Origin of the sequence: Streptomyces sp. NPDC047974, from assembly GCF_040653375.1 — a bacterium.
GTDB lineage: Bacteria > Actinomycetota > Actinomycetes > Streptomycetales > Streptomycetaceae > Streptomyces.
Window position 1 is genome coordinate 1 of the sequence record NZ_JBEZNU010000042.1, and the last position, 18,834, is coordinate 18,834.

Consider the following 18,834-nt stretch of genomic DNA (forward strand, 5'->3'; position numbering starts at 1 on the left):
CACCGTGAACGCCTCCTCCGAGGTCGCCAACGGCACGTGGAAGCTCCGCGTGACGGACAACGCCAACGCCGACACCGGCAAGATCGACTCCTGGGCCCTCCAGTTCTGATCGGGCGGTCCTGATCCGAACGTGAGGCCCTGAGCACGTCAGGGGCGGCCACCGGCGGGTGGCCGCCCCTTCGCCGTGCCACGTACGATGCGCGCGCCCGATCGTCTGTTCGTCCCGCGCCAACAGGAGCACGCACCCGTGGAGCCGACCCCTCCGACCCCACCGCCCCCGACGCCCCCGCCGGGGACGCCCGCCGCGTACCCGGCCCCCGGCCCCTACACCTCGCCCGGGATGCCCTACGCGGGCGCGCCGGGCCCCTACGGGCCGTACCCGCCGCCGCCGACGGCGACCACCAACGGGCTCGCCGTCGGCTCGCTCGTCAGCGGCATCGTCTGCTGCCTGCCGCCGCTCGGCCTCGTCCTCGGGATCTTCTCGCTGCGCCAGATCAAGAAGCGCGGCCAGGGCGGCAAGGGCATGGCGATCGCCGGCATCGTGCTCTCCTCGATCAGCACCCTCCTCGTCCTCGTCGGACTGGTCACCGGCCAGATCCAGGAAGCGGCACGGGAGTTCAACGAGGGCATGAAGGAGGCCGCCTCCGCCCGCATGCCGATGGAGCTGCGCACCGGCGAGTGCTTCGTCGACGAGGCAGGGCAGGGCGAGTACACCCTCGGCGTCCGGGTCGTCGACTGCGCCCAGCCCCACGACGGCGAGATCACCGGCCGGTTCGAGGCGACCGGCTTCGACGGCTGGCCCGGCGAGAGCGAGCTCACCGCACTCGGCGAGGAGCGGTGCGAGACGATGGCCGCCTCCTACACCCGGGACACCTGGGCGCTGACCGGCGACACCCTCAGCCTGTACTACACCCCGGACCGGCGGGCCTGGCGCACCGGCGAGCACCGCATCGCCTGCGCCATCGGCGGCTCGGAGCGGCTCACCGGCTCGCTGCGCGCCGACGAGACCACGCTCGACGCGGGCCAGCTGGCCTTCCTCGGGCACGTCAACCCCATCGACGACGCCCTCTACGCGGAGCCCGAGGACGACCCGGAGGACGACCTCCAGGCCAACCTCGCCTGGGCCGCCGAGGTGCGCGCCGCCGTCGACTCGGCCCGCTCGGGGCTGCGCGGCCGCACCTGGGAGCCGTCCCAGCGCACGGCCATGGACGGCTATCTGAAGAGCCTGGACGCCGCCTCGAAGCAGTGGGCGAAGCTGGCGCGCGCCAAGGACGCGCCGGCGTTCTGGGACGCGTACGACCGCGCCTGGGAGCTGGTGCCGGACGACGCGAGCGCCGAGGCCCGCAAGGCCCTCGGCCTGACCCACACGCCCCCGGAGGGTCCGGGCGAGCACGGCTCCGTCTGAGCCCGGGGAAGCCCCGGGAAGCCCGGGGAAGCCCGGGAAGCCCCGGGCGGCGAACGACCGCACGGCACGCGGACGGGGCCGGGTCTCCGAGAGGGAGACCCGGCCCCGTCGTATGCGGACCGGCGCCGGGTCGGGCGGCCGGCGGGACGGGGACGGCGGCCCGTGACCAGCCGCCGTCCCGCACCCCGGGCGCGCCGTCCCCGGCGGCCCGGCCCGCGCCCCGCGGCGGCCGCCGCGGCGGCTCCGGGGGAGTGGATGGGCCTCAGCGGCGGGTGAGGCCGCGGTCGATCGCGCCGATCAGTTCGCCGTCGGCGGTGTCGCCGTCGAGCGACCAGACCATGGCGCCGCCGAGGCCGTGGGTGCGGACCCAGTTCGCCTTGGTGCGCAGCACGGCCGGGTCGTCGTAGGTCCACAGGGTGGTGCCGTCGAAGAGCCAGGCGTGGCCGTTCCGGTGGCCGCGGTGGAGCGTGTACGCGCCCGACTCCGCGAGCTTCCTGAGGTTCTTGTAGTCCTCGGAGCCGGGCGCCCAGGTCGCCGGGGCGGGGCCGGCCGCCGGCTGCCCGAGGCCGTCGCCGCCGCCGGTGACGCCGGTCCAGCCCTGGCCGTAGAACGGCATGCCGACGACGAGCTTGTGGGCCGGGGCGCCGCGCCGCAGCCAGGACTTCACGGTCCCCTCGACGCTCCAGTCGTTCTTGGCGAAGAGCGCGGACTGCTGGGCGGTGGTCGTCTCGCCGGAGACGTGGAAGTCGTAGCCCTGGAGGTTCACGAAGTCGAAGTCCCGCATGATCGCGGCGACCTCGAAGCCCGCGTCGATCTTGGCGGGGGCGGTGGGCACGTAGGCGCTGAGCTCGTAGTGCTTCCGCTGCGGGAGCGAACGCCCGTAGGCGTCCAGCTGGGTGCGGAACTCCCGGACGAGCGCGGTGAAGTTGACCTTGTCCTCGGGGCGGATGACGTTGCCCGGGTTGCCCTCGGAGCCGGGCCACTCCCAGTCGAGGTCGATGCCGTCGAAGAGGCCGGCGGCCGCTCCGGCGCCGCCGCGGGCGCCGTCCTGCGGCAGATTCCCCTTGACGTAGAGATCGATGCAGGAGGAGACCAGGGCCTTGCGGGACTCGGGGGTGCGCACGGCGTCGGAGAAGTACGCCGAACCGCTCCAGCCGCCCAGCGAGATCATGACCTTGAGGTTCGGGTGCTTGGCCTTCAGCTCGCGCAGCTGGTTGAAGTTGCCGGCCAGCGGCTGCCCGTCGGTGTCGGCCGTGCCGTCCACGGAGGCGGCGGCGTCGACCGGGCGGACGTAGTCGGCCCAGGGGTCGGAGCCCGGGACGGGGCCGATGACGCACTTGCCGGCCTTGTCGACGATGCCGAAGGCGTAGTTGATGTGGCTCAGCTTCGCCGCGGAGCCGCTCGTGTCCAGGTCCTTGACCTGGAAGTTCCGCCCGTAGATGCCCCATTGGGTGAAGTAGCCGACCCGCTTGAGGGAGTGCTCGGCGGCGGGCGGGCGGTGGTCGGGGCGCGGGTGGGCGTCGGCCGCGGGGGCCAGGGTGGCGAGAAGGCCGAGGGCGGCGGCCGCGGCGGTGCCGAGGGTCAGCTTGGTCAGGGCTCTGGGACGCATGGGCTCGTTCCTGTGCGAGGCGGGTTGGAGCGTGGACGCGCAGGCAGGAAGCTATTGGTCCAGACCAATGAGGTCAAGGGGTCGCGCGACGGCGATTCACCTTCATCACTTCGAGTGAAACTCTGGCCCATGCTTGCGGTTGGCCACAATCGGTTGCCAGGCTGTAGCTGTCCGTCAACCTGAGGGGAGTGTCCAGTGACGTTCGGTGAGCAGCCCGCCTATCTGCGCGTGGCGAGCGATCTGCGGGAGAAGATCGCGAACGGCTCGCTCCCCCCGCATACCCGCCTTCCCTCGCAGGCACGCATCCGCGAGGAGTACGGGGTGTCGGACACGGTCGCGCTGGAGGCCCGCAAGGTGCTCATGGCCGAGGGGCTCGTCGAGGGCCGCTCGGGTTCGGGGACGTACGTGCGGGAGCGTCCGGTGCCCCGCCGCGTCGCCCGCTCCGGCTATCGGCCCGCGACCGGCGCCACCCCCTTCCGCCAGGAGCAGGCGGTGGAGGGCGCGCGCGGCACCTGGGAGGCGAGCAGCGAGCAGGAGGAGGCGGGCGCCCCGGTCGCCGAGCGCCTCGGCATCGCGCCCGGCGACCGCGTGATGCGCACGCGGTACGTCTACCGGGACGGCGGCGAGGCCATGATGGTCGCCACCTCCTGGGAGCCGCTCGCCGTCACCGGCCGGACCCCCGTGATGCTCCCCGAGGAGGGGCCGCTCGGCGGCTGCGGCGTGGTCGAGCGGATGGCGGCGATCGACGTCGTCGTGGACAACGTGGTGGAGGAGGTCGGCGCCCGTCCCGGCCTCGCCGAGGAGCTCCTCGTCCTCGGCGGCGTCCCCGGCCACGTCGTCATGGTCGTCGAGCGCACCTTCTACGCCTCGGGCCTCGCCGTGGAGACCGCCGACGTCGTCGTCCCCGCCGACCGCTACCGCCTCTCGTACCACCTCCCGGTCCGCTGACCGCCGCACCGTGTCCGGCCCCCGTGACCCGGAGTTAACGACACGTCAGGGGGTGTTACCGCCCGGCAACACCGGGTGGTGAGGGCCCGTCACGACCGGCTCCTACCTTCCTGCCTCGTACCCGCGACCCGGCCGGACGACAGGAGCCCTCATGGCGGAGACCGTCACCACGCCCACCTCCGATCCGGAGCCGCCCGCCCCGGAGCGTGCGCCCACCGCCCCGCCGGACCCGGCCGGGCCCCGCCGCAGCTACGCGAAGCTCGCCGCGGACGAGAGCCGCGAGGACTACTCGCTGCGCTACGCCCCGCACTCCTTCCGGCGCTGGTCGCCCGGGACCGTGGCCGGCACCGCGCTCGGCGGCATCGCCTACCTCGCCGACTTCGCCATCGGCGCCTCGATCGTCTTCGCGTACGGCTTCACCAGCGGATTCGCCTCGATCCTCACCGCCGCCACGATCATCTTCCTCACCGGCATCCCCATCGCCCGCGCCTGCGCGACGTACGGCCTGGACATGGACCTCATCACCCGGGGCGCCGGCTTCGGCTACTTCGGCTCCACCCTCACCTCGCTCATCTACGCCTCCTTCACCTTCATCTTCTTCGCCCTCGAAGGCTCGATCATGGCCCAGGCCATGCACCAGGCCGTCGGCCTCCCGGTCGAGATCGGCTACCTCGTCACCACGCTCATCGTCATCCCGATCGTCTTCCGCGGGATGGGCGCGCTCGCCAAGGTGCAGGCGTGGACCCAGCCCGTCTGGATCGTCGGCATGGTCCTGCCGTTCCTGGTCCTCGCCTTCGAGGCGCCGGACGCCTGGGGCGCCTTCGCCTCCTTCGGCGGCACCGAGGGCGCCGGCTCCGGCTTCGACTGGATCGGCTTCGGGCTCGGCACCGGCGTGGCGCTCTCCCTCATCGCCCAGATCGGCGAGCAGGCCGACTACCTGCGCTTCATGCCGGCGAAGACCGAGGCGAACCGGCGCCGCTGGAACCTCGCGGTGCTCGCCGCGGGACCCGGCTGGGTGATCATCGGCGCGGCCAAGCAGCTCGGCGGCGCCTTCCTCGCCTTCGTCGCCCTGGAGGCGGTCGGCAAGACCCACGCCCTGGAGCCGATCGCCCCGCAGATCGAGGCGCTCAAGCCCTGGCTCGGCGGTCTCGCGCTGCCCGCCGCCGCGCTCTTCGTGATCGTCTCCCAGATCAAGATCAACGTCACCAACGCCTACAGCGGCTCGCTGTCCTGGTCGAACTTCTTCTCCCGCATGACCCACCGGCACCCCGGCCGGGTCTGGTACATCTTCCTCAACCTCGCCATCGCGCTGACGCTGATGGAGATGAACATGTTCGCCGCGCTGGGCAAGCTGCTCGGCTTCTACTCCAACGTCGGCATCGCCTGGATCACCGCCGTCGCCGCCGACCTCGTCATCAACAAGCGGGCCGGCTGGTCCCCGCCGTACATCGAGTTCAAGCGGGCCTATCTGTACGCGGTGAACCCGGCCGGCTTCGGTGCCATGGTCGTCGCCTCCGTCGTCTCGATCCTCGCCTTCTTCGGCCTCTTCGGCGCCTACGCCGAGGCGTTCTCCACCTTCATCGCCGCCGGTCTCGCCCTGGTGCTCTGCCCGCTGATCGCCTGGGCGACGAAGGGCCGCTACTACCTGGCCCGCCCCAACCCGGTGAACGGCCCCGGCGCCGCCCCCGCCGACGAACGGGCCACCCACACCTGCGCCGAGTGCGCGACCGCGTACGAACTGCCCGACATCGCCGACTGCCCGGTCCGCTCCGGCCCGGTCTGCTCGCTGTGCTGCTCGCTCGACGCCGACTGCGGCGACGCCTGCCGCAAGGAGCCGGCCCTCGGGGCGGGACCCGTCCTCATGCCGGTGCCGACGGTCCCCGGAAAGACGCCCGGCATGTGACCTTCGGCCGCCTTGCGTCGGTTCCCGGCCGATCCGTATCTCTTGGTGAAAACCCGTATCCGCTGTGTGAAGGTCAGGCGTAGGCTCAGGCATATGCGGATTGCGGTTTCCCGGAGATCCTTGGTGACGCCTCGCCCGGCGGAGGGAGAAGCCTGATGACCGACAGCGGCCCCGTCCATCCGTGGCTCGTGATACGGCAGGACGACAACGGCAACCGCTACCGGGTGGGCCGGTACGCGACCCAGGACGAAGCGCAGAGGATCGCGGACACGCTCGACTCCCGCGGCCACAAGCAGCTCTACTGGGTGGAGCGCGTCGCCCCCGCCTCCTGACGCCCCCGATACCCTCGCGGGCATGACCCCACGCTCCCCGCACCACGGCACCGGAACCGACCACGGGACCGGTGCCGTGGTCGTCGTCGCGGCCGCCCTCCTCGACGGCGGCCGCCTGCTCGCCGCCCGCCGCAGCGCCCCCGCCGAACTCGCCGGCCGCTGGGAACTCCCCGGCGGCAAGGTCGAGCCCGGCGAGCGCCCCGAGGACGCCCTCGTCCGCGAACTGCGCGAGGAACTCGGCGTCGAGGCCGAGACCGGCGAGCGGATCCCCGGCGAATGGCCCCTCAAGCCCGGTTACGTCCTCCGGGTCTGGACCGCCCGCCTGCTCTCCGGCGCACCCCGCCCGCTGGAGGACCACGACGCGCTCCGCTGGCTCGCCCGCGACGAACTCGACACCGTGGACTGGCTCGACCAGGACCGCCCGGCGGTCGCGGAGGCGGCGCGCAGACTCCCCGTCGCGCGCCCCTGACCCGGGCGTGCGCCCGGGTCTCTACGCCGTTCGTGCCACCGTGCGCCCATGACCGCCCCCAGTGGGATATTTCGCGCGTAATTCCGGGTATGTCCCCATTGGTCCCTCGGGAGAGGCTGCTCCTCTTCCTGCTGCACCGTGCTTGGGGAAGTGATCGCGTGTGATCGACACCGACGGCGCCCGCGCCGAGTGGAACTTCCCGGCGGAGGCCGACGCGGTGCGCACCGCCCGCCACGCCGTACGCGAGACCCTTCGTTCCTGGGAGGTCGACGCGACCGTGGGGGACGTCGCCGTCCTGCTGGTCAGCGAGCTGGTCACCAACTCCCTCCGGTACGCCTCCGGCCCCATCGGGGTGCGGATCCTGCGGGCCGAGGGCGCCGCCACCGACCCGCCCCGGCACTCCGCGCTCCTCGTGGAGGTCTCCGATCCGCTTCCGGATCCGCCCACCGAGCGGCCCGCGGGACCCGACGACGAGGGGGGCCGCGGGCTCGGTCTCGTCGCCTGCTCCGCGCGCCGCTGGGGGACCCGGCAGGGCGACGCGGGGAAAACCGTATGGTTCGAGCTGGCTCTCCCTGGTGAGTAAAGAGAGAGGGACGACGATCACCGGAGCGGGTCGCGAGCCGACCGAGACCACCCTGTGATCGTGGACGTCGTGCCGCCGGGGCCCGCCGTATTGAATACTGCGGGCATGGCCGGTCCGGTGCGGTGAGCTGGAGGGGACGGTCGCGTGAGCGAGATATCCGAGACGACGGGCGGCGTCGTGTGGCAGAGCAGCCCGCCCGGTTCGATCTACGACTACATCCGGGTCGCCTCCTTCTCCCTCGGGCCCGACGGACGCGTCGACCAGTGGAGCCGCCGGGCGGCGGACCTCTTCGGCGTGGACGCCCGCGAGGCCCGCGGCAAGGACCCGGTCGAGGTCTTCATGCCCGCCGAGCTGCGCGAAAGCGGTCACCGGCAGGTCAAGGAGGTCCTCGACGGACGCGAGTGGACCGGCCTCGTCCCGTTCCGCATCCCCGGCCAGGCCGGGCCCCCGGGACAGGACCGGCCGCACGGCGTCGCCGAGCTGTACGTGATGCCCACCGAGACCGAGACCGGCGAGCGGGCCGCGCTCTGCATCGTCGTCGACGTCCGCGCCCTGCGGAGGATCGAGACCGACCTCGCCGCCTCCCAGGCCATTTTCGGCCAATCACCCTTCGGCTTCCTCCTCTTCGGCACCGACCTCACCGTCAGGCGCGCCAACCAGCGCTTCGCGGCCGTCTTCGGCGGCGACGCCGACGACCACCGCGGCCGGAGCGTCCACGACTACCTCGCCAAGCCCGAGGCCGACCGGATGACCGCCGCCCTCCGCCGCGTCCTGGAGACCGGCGAGTCCGTCACCGACCTCCGCATCACCGGCGCCGCCCCCGGCGCGCGGATCCGCCGCCACTGGTCCATCAACCTCTACCGGGTGCACGGCGGCTCCGGCCGCCCGATCGGCGTCGCCGGCCTCGGCATCGACGTCACCCGCCGGCAGAGCGCCGCCCGCGAGGCGGCCAGTGCCCGCCGCAACCTCGCCCTCCTCAACGAGGCCGGAGCCCGCATAGGGAACTCCCTCGACCTGGAGGCCACCGCCCGCGAACTCCTCGACGTCGCCGTCCCCGGCTTCTGCGACCTCGCCTCCGTCGACCTCTACCAGGGCCTCCTCACCGGCGACGAGGCCCCGCCCGGCCGCTGGGGCAGCTCCCACGACGTCGGTTACGGCGCGGGCAGCGCCGAACTGCGCCGGGTCGCCTTCGCCTCCGCCGTCTCCGACACCCCCCTCAGAACCGACGAGGGCCACGGACCGGCCGGCGACGGCGGCGCGCCCGTCCCCATCGAGGTCGGCGCCGTCCACCGCTACCCCTTCAACTCGCCCACCGCCGGAGCCCTGCGCACCGGCCGGGTCCGCACCGTGCCCGGCGGCGAGGGCGACCTCGTCCACTCCACCCTCGCCGTCCCGATGGTCGCCCACGACACCGTCGTCGGCCTCGTGCAGTTCTCCCGCACCAAGGGCAGCGAACCCTTCGGCGACCGCGACCGGGCCCTCGCCGTCGAACTCGCCGCCCGCGCCGCCGTCTGCATCGACAACGCCCGCCTCTACCGCCGCGAGCACGAGCGCGCCCTCATCCTGCAGCGCAGCCTGCTCCCGCCCGGCGACCCCGAGGCCGCCGGACTCGACATCGCCTGCCGCTACCTCCCCGGCACCGACGCCACCGAGGTCGGCGGCGACTGGTTCGACGTCATCGAACTCCCCGGCCACCGCACCGCCCTCGTCATCGGCGACGTCATGGGCCGCGGCCTGCGCGCCGCCGTCGCCATGGGCGAACTGCGCACCGCCGTCCGCACCCTCGCCCAGCTCGACCTCGAACCCGCCGAGGTCCTCTCCCACCTCGACGAGATCGCCCGCGGCCTCGGCGCCCCCATCGGCGCCCAGCAGTCCCGCGCGCACAAGAACCGCGGCCCCGAGCTCTCCGAGGTCTACCTCGCGACCTGCGTCTACGCCGTCTACGACCCGGTGACCAGACGCTGCACCTTCGCCAACGCCGGCCACCTCCCGCCCGTCCTCGTCGAACCCGGCGAGGAGGCCCTGCTCCTCGACGTGCCGCCGGGGATGCCGCTGGGCGTCGGCGGCGAACCCTTCGAAGAGGTCGAGGTCGAACTCCCCGAGGGCTCCCTCCTCGCGCTGTACACCGACGGCCTCGTCGAGTCCCGCGACCACCCCCTCGACGAGGGCCTCAGCGCCTTCCGGCGGGCCCTCGCCGACCGGGCCCGCCCCCTGGAGGACGTCTGCGACCGGGTCCTGACCACCCTCGACACCGGCCACGGCGAGGACGACATCGCCCTCCTGATGGCCCGTATCCAGGGACTGCCCGCCGAGGCGGTCGGCGACTGGCGACTGCCCCGCGAGCCCCGCTCCGTCGGCCGCGCCCGCGAACTCGCCCGCGGCCAGCTCACCGCCTGGGGCCTCGACGCCCTCGTGGACACCGTCGAGCTCCTCGTCAGCGAACTCGTCACCAACGCGCTCCGGTACGGCGAGGGCGAGATACGGCTCCGGCTGCTGCGCGACCGCACCCTGGTCTGCGAGGTCTGGGACGCCGGCCTCGTCCAGCCGCGCCGCCGCCGCGCCAAGGACACCGACGAGGGCGGCCGCGGCCTCCAGCTCGTCGGCCTGCTCTCCGCCTCCTGGGGCTCGCGCCGCACCCCGCGCGGCAAGACCGTCTGGTTCGAGCTGGCGCTGCCCGACGGCGGGCCCACGGCGGAACCCACCGTGGACCAGCTGCTCAGCATGTTCTAGGGGACGACGCCCGCGGGAGCCCTGGCGGGCGACGACGCCCGCGGGAGCCCTGGCGGGCCGTCTCAGGCCGTCTCAGGCCGTCTCAGGCCGCCTTGAGCGCGGCCAGCCGGGCCGCGATCTCCGCCTCGTCGCCCATCGCGTCCAGCTGCTCGAACTGGGCGTCGAGCGAGGACGCGGCCAGCTCCTGCTTGCCCAGGGCCCGCGCCTCCTCCCGGCGCACCTTGTCCTCGAAGCGGCTCAGCTCGCTCGTCGGGTCCAGCACGTCGATGTTCTTCACCGCGTCCATCATCGTGTTCTGCGCCTGCGCCGACTTCGCCCGGGCGACCAGCTCGTCCCGCTTGGACCGCAGTTCGACCAGCTTCGCCTTCATCTGGTCGAGGCCCGCGGTCAGTTTCGTGACGACCTCGGTCTGCGCGGCGATCGTCGGCTCGGCCGTCCGCGCCTCCTTCTCCGACTGGAGCTGGCGGCCCAGCGCCACCTTGGCGAGGTTGTCGAAGCGGTCCGCCTCCGCCGTCTGCCCGCCGGTCCGCAGCCCGTCCGCCTTCCGGCTGGCCGCCAGCGCCTTCCCGCCCCACTCGGCCGCCGCCGCCACGTCCTCCGCGTGGTCCTGCTCCAGCAGCCGCAGATTGCCGATGGTCGCCGCCACCGCCTCCTCGGCCTCGGAGATGTTCGACGAGTAGTCGCGGATCAGCTGGTCCAGCATCTTCTGCGGATCCTCCGCCTGGTCCAGGAGGGCGTGGATGTTCGCCTTCGCCAGCTGGGTGACCCGGCCGAGGACGGTCTGCTTGCTGCTCATGTGCTGCTCCTTGCGGGGTGTCGTGGACGTGGACCGTCGTGTGGTCGTGGGAATCAGAAGCGGCCGCCACCGCCCCGCCGGCCGCGCGTGCCGCCGCCGCCGAAGCTGCCCGGCCCGCCGCCGAAACCTCCGCCCCCGAGGCCGCCGCCCCCGAATCCGCCGCCCCCTCGGCCGGAGCCCCCGCCGAACAGCCCGCCGAGGATGATGCCGCCGAGCACGGCCCCGCCGAGCCCGCCGCCCCCGCTCCCGCCCGCCCCCGTCACCCCGCCCAGACCGTTCGGGTTCCCGTACCGGCGCACGTCCTGCTCCGCCAGCTGCTGCGCCCGCCGGGCCAGCGCGTCCGCCTGCTGCGCCTCCGCCAGCGCCGCCTGCGGCTCGTCCGCGGCCAGCGCCCGCGCCTTCTCCAGGCGCCGCTGGGCCTCCGCCAGCCGGGTCCTGGCCTCGCTGCCCACCGCGCCCCGATGCGTCTGCACGTAGTCCGAGGCCGCCCCCAGCTCCGCACCGGCCGTCAGGAGCGCCTGCTCCAGGAGCGCCCGGGCCCGCGCGTCACCGGACTCGCGCTCCCGCGCCCCGGCGAGGGCGCCGTCCAGGGCCGCGTCCGCCTCCTCGACCCGGCGCAGCGCGTCCAGGGGGTCGTACCGTCCCGCCTCCACCGCCCGCCGCACCTCCGCCGCCACCGACTCCGCGCGGGCGATCCGGCCCCGCAGATCGCCCGTCGAGGCGCCCTCGGCGGTCCCTTCGAGGAGGCCCCTGGCCTCGGCCAGGTCGGCGTCCGTCTCGGTGAGCGCGCCCGGCAGCCGGCCGGCCGCCTCGGTCAGCTCCCGGGCCCGCCGGTCCACGGCCTCGATCAGCCGGGCCGCCTGGTCGACCGCGCCCTCGGCCGCCCGCACGTGCACCGCCGCCGAGCCGTTGTCGCCGCCGTCGACGGCCTGCCGGGCCTGGTTGACGCGGGCGGTGGCGAAGACCAGCCGGTCCTTGGCCTGTTCGACGTCGCCGGCGACCGGTGCGGCGGCCGACTCCGTGTACCGCTCCCGCATCGCCGCGAGCGCCGCCTCGGCGCCGGCGACCCGGCCGGTCTGCTCGCGGAAGGCCGCCTCGACCTTGGCCAGAGCCTCGGGGGCGGTCCGCTCCAGGGCCCGCAGCCGGTCGAAGTCCTCGGTCTCCGCGTCGAGCCGGGCGTTCGCCCCGGCGCAGCGGCGCAGGATCTCGTCGAGCAGGGAGCGCCGGGTCGCGTCGTCCTCGGGGAAGGAGTCGTCGAGTTGCTGCCGCAGCCGGAAGGAGGCGGTCAGCTGCTCCTTCGCGAAGGCCACGGCCTCCTCGAAGGGCCGGGTGGCCTCCTCGCCGAACTGGGCGGTGGCGAAGCCGAGTTCCTCCTGGCTGGTGCGGACGGCGTCGTCGGTGGCGACGAGTGCGCGCCGGGCCTCGCCGTCCAGCTCCTCCAGGGAGGGCGGCGCGGGCCGCCCCCAGCCCGGTCCGCGGCCGCCGCCGGGGGTGGTGCGGGTGGTGCTCCGCCGGCGCCTGCGGGTGTACGCGTACGCCGCCACCGCGCCGGCGCCGCCGACCAGCGCGATCGGGAGGACCAGATCGCTCCCGGAGGGCGCGTCGGCCCCGGAGCCGCCGGGGTCGGCGGGGCCGGGGGTGATCTCGGGGGAGGGGACGGGCCGGCCGGCGAGGACGGCGGAGTAGCCGTCCGCGGCGCCGATCGCGGCGCCCGCCCAGTCGTTCTGCCGCAGCGCCGGTTCGATCGCGGTCCTCGCCACGTCGTCGAGCTGGTCCTGGGTGAGCCGGGAGTCGGGGTCGGCGGAGTAGCCGTACTGCCGGTCGTGGGTGGCGACGGCGAGCAGCACGTCGTCGAGGCCGAGGCCGTTGCGCGCGGCGGTGGCGTCGGCCCAGTCCTGGCCGGAGCGGCCGGAGAAGTCCCGTACGTAGACCACGAAGAGCTGCAGCCGGCGGTCGTCGTAGAGCCGGTCGAGGGCCTCGGCGACCTCCGGGCGCCGGTCGCCCAGCGCGCCCACCCGGTCGAGGATCTGGCCGCCGGAGGGGAGGTCGACGGGCTCGTCGGCGCGGGCGCCGGCCGCGGCGGGCGCGACCAGCCACCACGCCGCCACCAGCATCGCGAGCAGGGCTCGGGTGGCTGTTCGGGTCACAGAAGGGAGGTTATGTACCGTATTGCGCCCCCGCGACCGGACGGCTCCGCGGAAACCGACCGGCGGGGGCGGGGCGTCCCCGTCAGAGTTGATCACCGCCGTGACGCTCTGGGGGTTGGGATGGACGGACCACTGAAACGGATGTGGCGCAAGGGGCGCTGGTGGGTCCTGGGGCTCGTCCTCGTCCTCGTCGTGCCGCCGCTCTTCGGCGCGCTCGCGCTGCGGGTCAGTTACGCGGGCGACCTCCGCGACGACGCGCGCACGCGGGGGAGGGACGCGTACTGGATCGGGCACGCGTGGGTGGACGGCCGGAAGCGGGACGCCGACCTGGTGGCGCTGGCCGAGCGGCTGAAGGGCACCGGGATCAAGGACCTGTACGTGCACGCGGGGCCGCTCGAACACGACGGCACGCTGCCGGCCGCCCGGCACCCGCGGGCGCGGTGGCTGACCGACGGGATCCACCGGGTGGCGCCCGGGATCCGCGTCCAGGCCTGGCTCGGGGACATCCTCGCCAACGACGGGCCGGTCGGCCTGCGGCTCGCCGACCCCGCGTCCCGGGCGGCCGTCACGGCCTCCGCCCGGCAGGTCCTGGACGCGGGCTTCGACGGCGTCCACTTCGACCTGGAACCCCTCCAGTCCGGCGACCCCGACTACCTGACGCTCCTCGACGACCTGGGGCGGCTGACCCGGGCCCGGAAGGCGCCGCTCTCGGTCGCCGCCCACCAGATCGACCCGCTGCCCGGCGCCCACTCCGTGCTCGGCACCTTCTCCGACCAGGGCAAGTGGTGGTCGCAGGAGTACTTCGGGGAGGTGGCGCGCCGGGTCGACCAGATCGCGGTGATGTCGTACGACACGTGGATGCCGCTGGAGAGCCTGTACGGCGGCTACGTCGCCCAGCAGACCGCGCTGGCCCTGGAGGTGACGCCGGAGGGCACCGACCTGCTGATGGGGCTGCCCTTCTTCCACGAGGACGACCTCGGGCACCACGAGAACGCGGAGACGGTGGCGGCGGCGGTGCGCGGCGTCCGCCTCGGCCTGGGCCGCACCGACCCGGACCGCGAACGCTTCGGCGTCGCCCTCTACGTCGACTTCGCCGAGCGGCCCGGGGACTGGTCCGCCTACCGCGCCGGCTGGATCCGCCCCGACTGACCGGGTTGGGCCGCACGAGTGGGTTTGTCCGGGGTGCCGTCGTGTCGGAGGGGGCGGGTCCGGGCGGTGTCGTTCAGTGGGATGAGTAAGAGAGTCTGATCATCTCCAAATGGCACGAAAACGGACGAAGGGGTATAAGTCATGTCCCAGGTCGGCGCCCCCCCGAGGAGGAGCCCCCGCTCCCGGACCCTCCGCTCCGTCGCCACCCTCACCACCGCGGCCCTCGCCGTCACCGTCCTCGCCGGATGCAGCTCCGACGAGGACGCCGGCAGCGCCCCCGCCGCCCAGGACAACGCGCCCACCGCGCGCGCCCTGGTCGACGACGGCGGCACCCTCCGGTGGGCGGTGGACGCGCTGCCCGCCACCTTCAACGCCTTCCAGGCCGACGCCGACGCGGCCACCGGCCGGGTCGCCGGCGCCGTCCTGCCCGCCCTGCACACCCTGGACGAGAGCGGCCGGCCCCGGCTCAACCCCGACTTCCTGGAGACCGCCGAGGTCGTCGAGACCGAGCCCCGCCAGGTCGTCCTCTACAAGCTCAACCAGCAGGCCGTGTGGAGCGACGGCCGCGAGATCGGCGCCGCCGACTTCGTCGCCCAGTGGCGGGCCCTCAGCGGCCGCGACACGGCCTACTGGACCGCCCGCAACGCCGGCTACGAGCGCATCGAGAAGATCGAGAAGGGCAAGAACGACCTGGAGGTGCGGGTCACCTTCGCCAAGCCCTACGCCGACTGGCGCGCCCTCTTCACCCCGCTCTACCCGAAGCAGGTGATGGGCTCCCCGAACTCCTTCAACGACAGCGCCCGCACCACCCTCAAGGCCACCGCGGGACCGTTCCTGCTGAGCAAGGTCGACCGGAAGACCGGCGACCTCACCCTCACCCGCAACCCCCGCTGGTGGGGCAAGCCGGCCAAGCTCGACAGCCTGGTCCTGCGCGCCGTCCCGCGCGCCGACCGGGAGGCCGCCCTCGCCGGCGGAAAGCTCGACCTCGCCGACATCGACCGCTCCACCGCCGAGCGGATCGCCCTGGCCCTCAAGGACGCCGGCGCGGGCCGCAGCGGCGCCGAGGCCGCCCGGCTGCACGGCCCCGGCTCCGCCATCACCCCCGGCAAGGCCCTCGGATCCTGGGCCCTCGCCCACGGCGGGGACGAGGAGCTGGCCGCGGAGGTCACGGCCGCCCGCGCCCAGAACGAGGCGGCCGTCGCCCGCTACGCCGCCGCCCAGGACACCCTCGCCGGCTACGTCGTCCGCAAGTCCCTGGAGCCCGCCTACACCCAGCTCTCCCTCAACGGCGAGTCCGGGCCGCTCGCCGACGAGCGGGTCCGCCGCGCGGTCGCCCGTGCCATCGACCGCCGGGAGCTCGCCGAGTCCGTCCTCAAGCCGCTCGGCCTCCCCTCCGACCCGCCCGGCAGCCACCTCGCCCTGGCCGGCCAGGCCGCCTACGCCGACAGCAGCGACGCCCTCGGCGACCAGGACACCAAGGAGGCCCGTGCCCTCCTCGCCGACGCGGGCTGGGTCCCCGGCGGCGCCGGGAAGAAGCCGGCCGGCACCGAGGCCGGCGCCGAGGCGGAGAAGAAGACCGCGCGGACGGACACGAAGAAGACCGAGGAGGCCGACTCCAAGAAGAAGGCCGAGCAGAGCGACACCGCCTCCGAGGACGGCCTCTACATCGTCGGCGACGACAAGCCCGGCGAGCTCCGCGCCGCACCCCGCATCGGCCCCGGCGGCCCCGAGGCCGGCACCCGGGTCCTCGCCCCGGCCCCCGCCGCCGCCCGCGAGAGCGCCGCCCTCCTCGCCCGCGCCGAGGCCCTCGACACCGGCACCCGCGCCGCGGCGGCCGCCCCCGCGAACGCCAAGCCGGACAAGGGCGTCGCCGGCGCCTACGCCCCCATGGGCAGCGCCGCCCCGGCCGCCGTCCCCGCCGCCTCCCAGGCCCTCGGCAAGGACGGCAAGGCCCTCAGCCTCCGCTTCGTCCTGCCCTCCGGCCCCGGCTCGGAGACGCTGCGGGCGGTCGGCGACCGGATCGTGCGGATGCTGGACGCGGTGGGGATCCGCACCGAGGTGACCAAGGTCTCCGACGAGAGCTTCTTCAAGGACCACATCGCCTCCGGCGACTACGACCTGGCCCTCTACTCCTGGCCGGCCTCCGCCTACCCGGCGACCGACGCCCGGCCGATCTTCGCCAAGCCCGAGCCCGCCTCGGACGGCTCCCTGCTGGTCGAGCAGAACTACTCGCGGGTCGGCACCGACCGCATCGACCAGCTCTTCGACCAGGCGGCCGGCACCCTCGACGAGGAGGAGGCGGGCGATCTGATCCGCCAGGCGGACGCCAGGATCTGGGCCGCGGCCGGATCCATCCCCCTCTACCAGCGCCCCCAGCTGGTCGCCGCCCGGCAGGACGTGGTGAACGCCGGCGCCTGGGGCTTCGCGGCCCCCCGGTACCAGGACATCGGTTTCAAGAAGAGCGAAACGACCAAGGGTAGCCCGTCGAAACACTGAAACCGCAGGCCACAACCTCAGAAGCAGCTCAAGTTCCTTGCCCGCCGGTGATCCCGGCGGGCAGGATCGCGTCGGCCCCTTGACCCGGACCGCATGATCTTCCCCACACCCTGAGACCCACCCTGAAACATCCCAGTAGACCCTCTCGGATCGATCCGGGGAAGCCCCTTGCACGCCAGCCCCGTACCATAGGACATAGCCGTGGCGCGTCCGCCCGGCGGGCGTAAGAGGAACTGACGCCGATTCCCACGATCCGAGAGAAGCGCAAGCCACCCATGCCCACGCGCCACGACATCCGTAACGTCGCCATCGTCGCCCACGTCGACCACGGCAAGACGACCATCGTCGACGCCATGCTCAAGCAGGCCGGTGCCTTCGCCGCCCACCAGCAGCTCGACGACCGCATGATGGACTCGAACGACCTGGAGCGTGAGAAGGGCATCACGATCCTCGCCAAGAACACGGCGGTGAAGTACCACCCCAAGGACGGCGGGGCCCCGATCACGATCAACATCATCGACACCCCCGGCCACGCCGACTTCGGTGGCGAGGTCGAGCGTGGTCTGTCGATGGTCGACGCCGTCGTCCTCCTGGTGGACGCCTCCGAGGGTCCGCTCCCGCAGACCCGCTTCGTGCTGCGCAAGGCCCTCCAGCAGCGCAAGCCCGTCATCCTCTGCATCAACAAGACGGACCGCCCGGACTCCCGGATCGACGAGGTCGTCAACGAGACCTACGACCTCTTCCTGGACCTGGACGCCGACGAGGACCAGATCGAGTTCCCGATCGTCTACGCCTGCGGCCGCGACGGCATCGCCTCGCTGACCAAGCCGGAGGACGGCACGGTCCCGCAGGACTCGGAGAACCTGGAGCCCTTCTTCTCCACCATCCTGGAGCACGTCCCGGCCCCGTCGTACGACGAGGAGGCCCCGCTCCAGGCCCACGTCACCAACCTGGACGCCGACAACTTCCTCGGCCGCATCGCGCTGCTCCGCGTCGAGCAGGGCGAGCTGCGCAAGGGCCAGACGGTCGCGTGGATCAAGCGGGACGGCACGATCTCCAACGTCCGCATCACCGAGCTGATGATGACCGAGGCGCTCACCCGCAAGCCCGCCGAGGTCGCCGGCCCCGGTGACATCTGCGCCGTCGCCGGTATCCCCGACATCATGATCGGCGAGACCCTGGCCGACCCGGAGAACCCGATCGCGCTGCCGCTGATCACGGTCGACCAGCCGGCCATCTCCATGACCATCGGCACCAACACCTCGCCGCTCGTCGGCCGCGGCGGCACCGGCAAGGGCGCGGAGGCCAAGTCCGCGGTCAAGGACCGCAAGGTCACCGCCCGCCAGGTGAAGGACCGCCTGGACCGCGAGCTCATCGGCAACGTCTCGCTCCGCGTCCTCGACACCGAGCGTCCGGACGCCTGGGAGGTCCAGGGCCGTGGTGAGCTCGCGCTCGCCATCCTGGTCGAGCAGATGCGCCGCGAGGGCTTCGAGCTCACCATCGGCAAGCCCCAGGTCGTCACCAAGGAGGTCGACGGCAAGATCCACGAGCCCGTCGAGCGCCTCACGGTCGACGTGCCCGAGGAGCACATGGGCGCCGTCACCCAGCTCATGGGCGTCCGCAAGGGCCGCATGGACAACATGTCGAACCACGGCTCCGGCTGGGTCCGCATGGAGTTCGTCGTCCCGTCCCGCGGCCTGATCGGCTTCCGCACGGAGTTCCTCACCAACACCCGCGGCACCGGCATCGCCCACTCGATCCACGAGGGCCACGAGCCGTGGTTCGGCCAGCTCCAGACCCGTAACAACGGCTCCCTGGTCGCCGACCGCGCCGGCGCGGTCACCGCCTTCGCGATGACCAACCTCCAGGAGCGCGGCGTCCTGTTCACCGACCCCGGCACCGAGGTGTACGAGGGCATGATCGTCGGCGAGAACTCGCGCTCCGACGACATGGACGTGAACATCACCAAGGAGAAGAAGCTCACGAACATGCGGTCCTCGTCGGCCGACTCGTTCGAGGCGATCGTCCCGCCGCGCAAGCTCTCCCTGGAGCAGTCCCTGGAGTTCTGCCGCGACGACGAGTGCGTCGAGGTGACCCCGGAGGCCGTCCGCATCCGCAAGGTCGTCCTGGACCAGAAGGAGCGCAGCCGCTCCGCCTCGCGCGCCAAGAACGCCTGAGCCGCGCCCGGCGTCACGGCCGGGAGCAGCCGCCCGGAGAACGGCTGAGCCGCATCTCACACGAAAGGCCTGGCCACTCGCACACTGTGC

At 73.5% G+C, this 18,834-nt stretch carries 14 protein-coding genes; 11 read left to right on the top strand and 3 right to left on the bottom strand.

Features of this window, described 5'->3' with window-relative positions:
- Both AB0E19_RS34670 and AB0E19_RS34675 read left to right on the top strand, forming a co-directional pair.
- A partial coding sequence (locus tag AB0E19_RS34670) for a proprotein convertase P-domain-containing protein (RefSeq protein WP_362187897.1) occupies positions 1-109 on the top strand: 109 nt, incomplete at its 5' end.
- Positions 110-247: 138 nt separating this feature from the next.
- The gene (locus AB0E19_RS34675; RefSeq protein WP_362187813.1) at positions 248-1,405 is read left to right on the top strand and encodes a DUF4190 domain-containing protein; all 1,158 of its coding nucleotides are present in this window, start codon (positions 248-250) and stop codon (positions 1,403-1,405) included.
- A 262-nt stretch (positions 1,406-1,667) separates the two neighbouring features.
- Here AB0E19_RS34675 and AB0E19_RS34680 read toward each other — a convergent pair whose 3' ends face one another.
- Positions 1,668-3,014 carry a glycoside hydrolase family 18 protein gene (locus AB0E19_RS34680; RefSeq protein ID WP_362187816.1) on the bottom strand — a complete coding sequence of 449 codons (1,347 nt, stop codon included), beginning with the start codon at positions 3,012-3,014 and terminating at the stop codon, positions 1,668-1,670.
- Between the two features lie 195 nt (positions 3,015-3,209).
- Here AB0E19_RS34680 and AB0E19_RS34685 point away from each other — a divergent pair, with 195 nt between their 5' ends.
- The 6 genes from AB0E19_RS34685 to AB0E19_RS34710 all read left to right on the top strand — a co-directional run bounded on the left by AB0E19_RS34685 (position 3,210) and on the right by AB0E19_RS34710 (position 9,979).
- Positions 3,210-3,962 carry a GntR family transcriptional regulator gene (locus AB0E19_RS34685; RefSeq protein WP_362187819.1) on the top strand — a complete coding sequence of 251 codons (753 nt, stop codon included), beginning with the start codon at positions 3,210-3,212 and terminating at the stop codon, positions 3,960-3,962.
- Positions 3,963-4,113: 151 nt separating this feature from the next.
- Positions 4,114-5,865, top strand: a complete 1,752-nt coding sequence (locus AB0E19_RS34690) for a hypothetical protein (RefSeq protein ID WP_362187822.1) — start codon at positions 4,114-4,116, stop codon at positions 5,863-5,865.
- 155 nt (positions 5,866-6,020) lie between these two features.
- Entirely contained in the window at positions 6,021-6,197 is a 177-nt protein-coding gene (locus AB0E19_RS34695) for an SPOR domain-containing protein (RefSeq protein ID WP_362187825.1), read from the top strand.
- Positions 6,198-6,219: 22 nt separating this feature from the next.
- Complete coding sequence (locus AB0E19_RS34700; protein WP_362187828.1) at positions 6,220-6,666, top strand: (deoxy)nucleoside triphosphate pyrophosphohydrolase; 447 nt, start codon at positions 6,220-6,222, stop codon at positions 6,664-6,666.
- Between the two features lie 160 nt (positions 6,667-6,826).
- Positions 6,827-7,249, top strand: coding sequence for an ATP-binding protein (locus AB0E19_RS34705; protein ID WP_362187831.1), 423 nt, complete (start codon positions 6,827-6,829; stop codon positions 7,247-7,249).
- A gap of 144 nt (positions 7,250-7,393) precedes the next feature.
- Positions 7,394-9,979: a SpoIIE family protein phosphatase gene (locus tag AB0E19_RS34710; RefSeq protein WP_362187834.1), complete on the top strand. Its 2,586-nt coding sequence runs from the start codon at positions 7,394-7,396 to the stop codon at positions 9,977-9,979.
- A gap of 82 nt (positions 9,980-10,061) precedes the next feature.
- Here AB0E19_RS34710 and AB0E19_RS34715 read toward each other — a convergent pair whose 3' ends face one another.
- Together AB0E19_RS34715 and AB0E19_RS34720 are read right to left on the bottom strand one after the other, a co-directional pair.
- Positions 10,062-10,775: a PspA/IM30 family protein gene (locus AB0E19_RS34715; RefSeq protein WP_362187837.1), complete on the bottom strand. Its 714-nt coding sequence runs from the start codon at positions 10,773-10,775 to the stop codon at positions 10,062-10,064.
- A gap of 53 nt (positions 10,776-10,828) precedes the next feature.
- Positions 10,829-12,889, bottom strand: coding sequence for a TPM domain-containing protein (locus AB0E19_RS34720; RefSeq protein WP_362187901.1), 2,061 nt, complete (start codon positions 12,887-12,889; stop codon positions 10,829-10,831).
- A gap of 153 nt (positions 12,890-13,042) precedes the next feature.
- Here AB0E19_RS34720 and AB0E19_RS34725 point away from each other — a divergent pair, with 153 nt between their 5' ends.
- The 3 genes from AB0E19_RS34725 to typA all read left to right on the top strand — a co-directional run bounded on the left by AB0E19_RS34725 (position 13,043) and on the right by typA (position 18,744).
- Entirely contained in the window at positions 13,043-14,071 is a 1,029-nt protein-coding gene (locus AB0E19_RS34725; RefSeq protein ID WP_362187840.1) for a hypothetical protein, read from the top strand.
- Positions 14,072-14,212: 141 nt separating this feature from the next.
- On the top strand, positions 14,213-16,567 hold the full coding sequence (locus tag AB0E19_RS34730) for an ABC transporter family substrate-binding protein (protein WP_362187843.1): 2,355 nt from the start codon (positions 14,213-14,215) through the stop codon (positions 16,565-16,567).
- Positions 16,568-16,842: 275 nt separating this feature from the next.
- Positions 16,843-18,744: a translational GTPase TypA gene (gene typA, locus AB0E19_RS34735; protein ID WP_030747228.1), complete on the top strand. Its 1,902-nt coding sequence runs from the start codon at positions 16,843-16,845 to the stop codon at positions 18,742-18,744.
- Positions 18,745-18,834 lie beyond the last annotated feature (90 nt).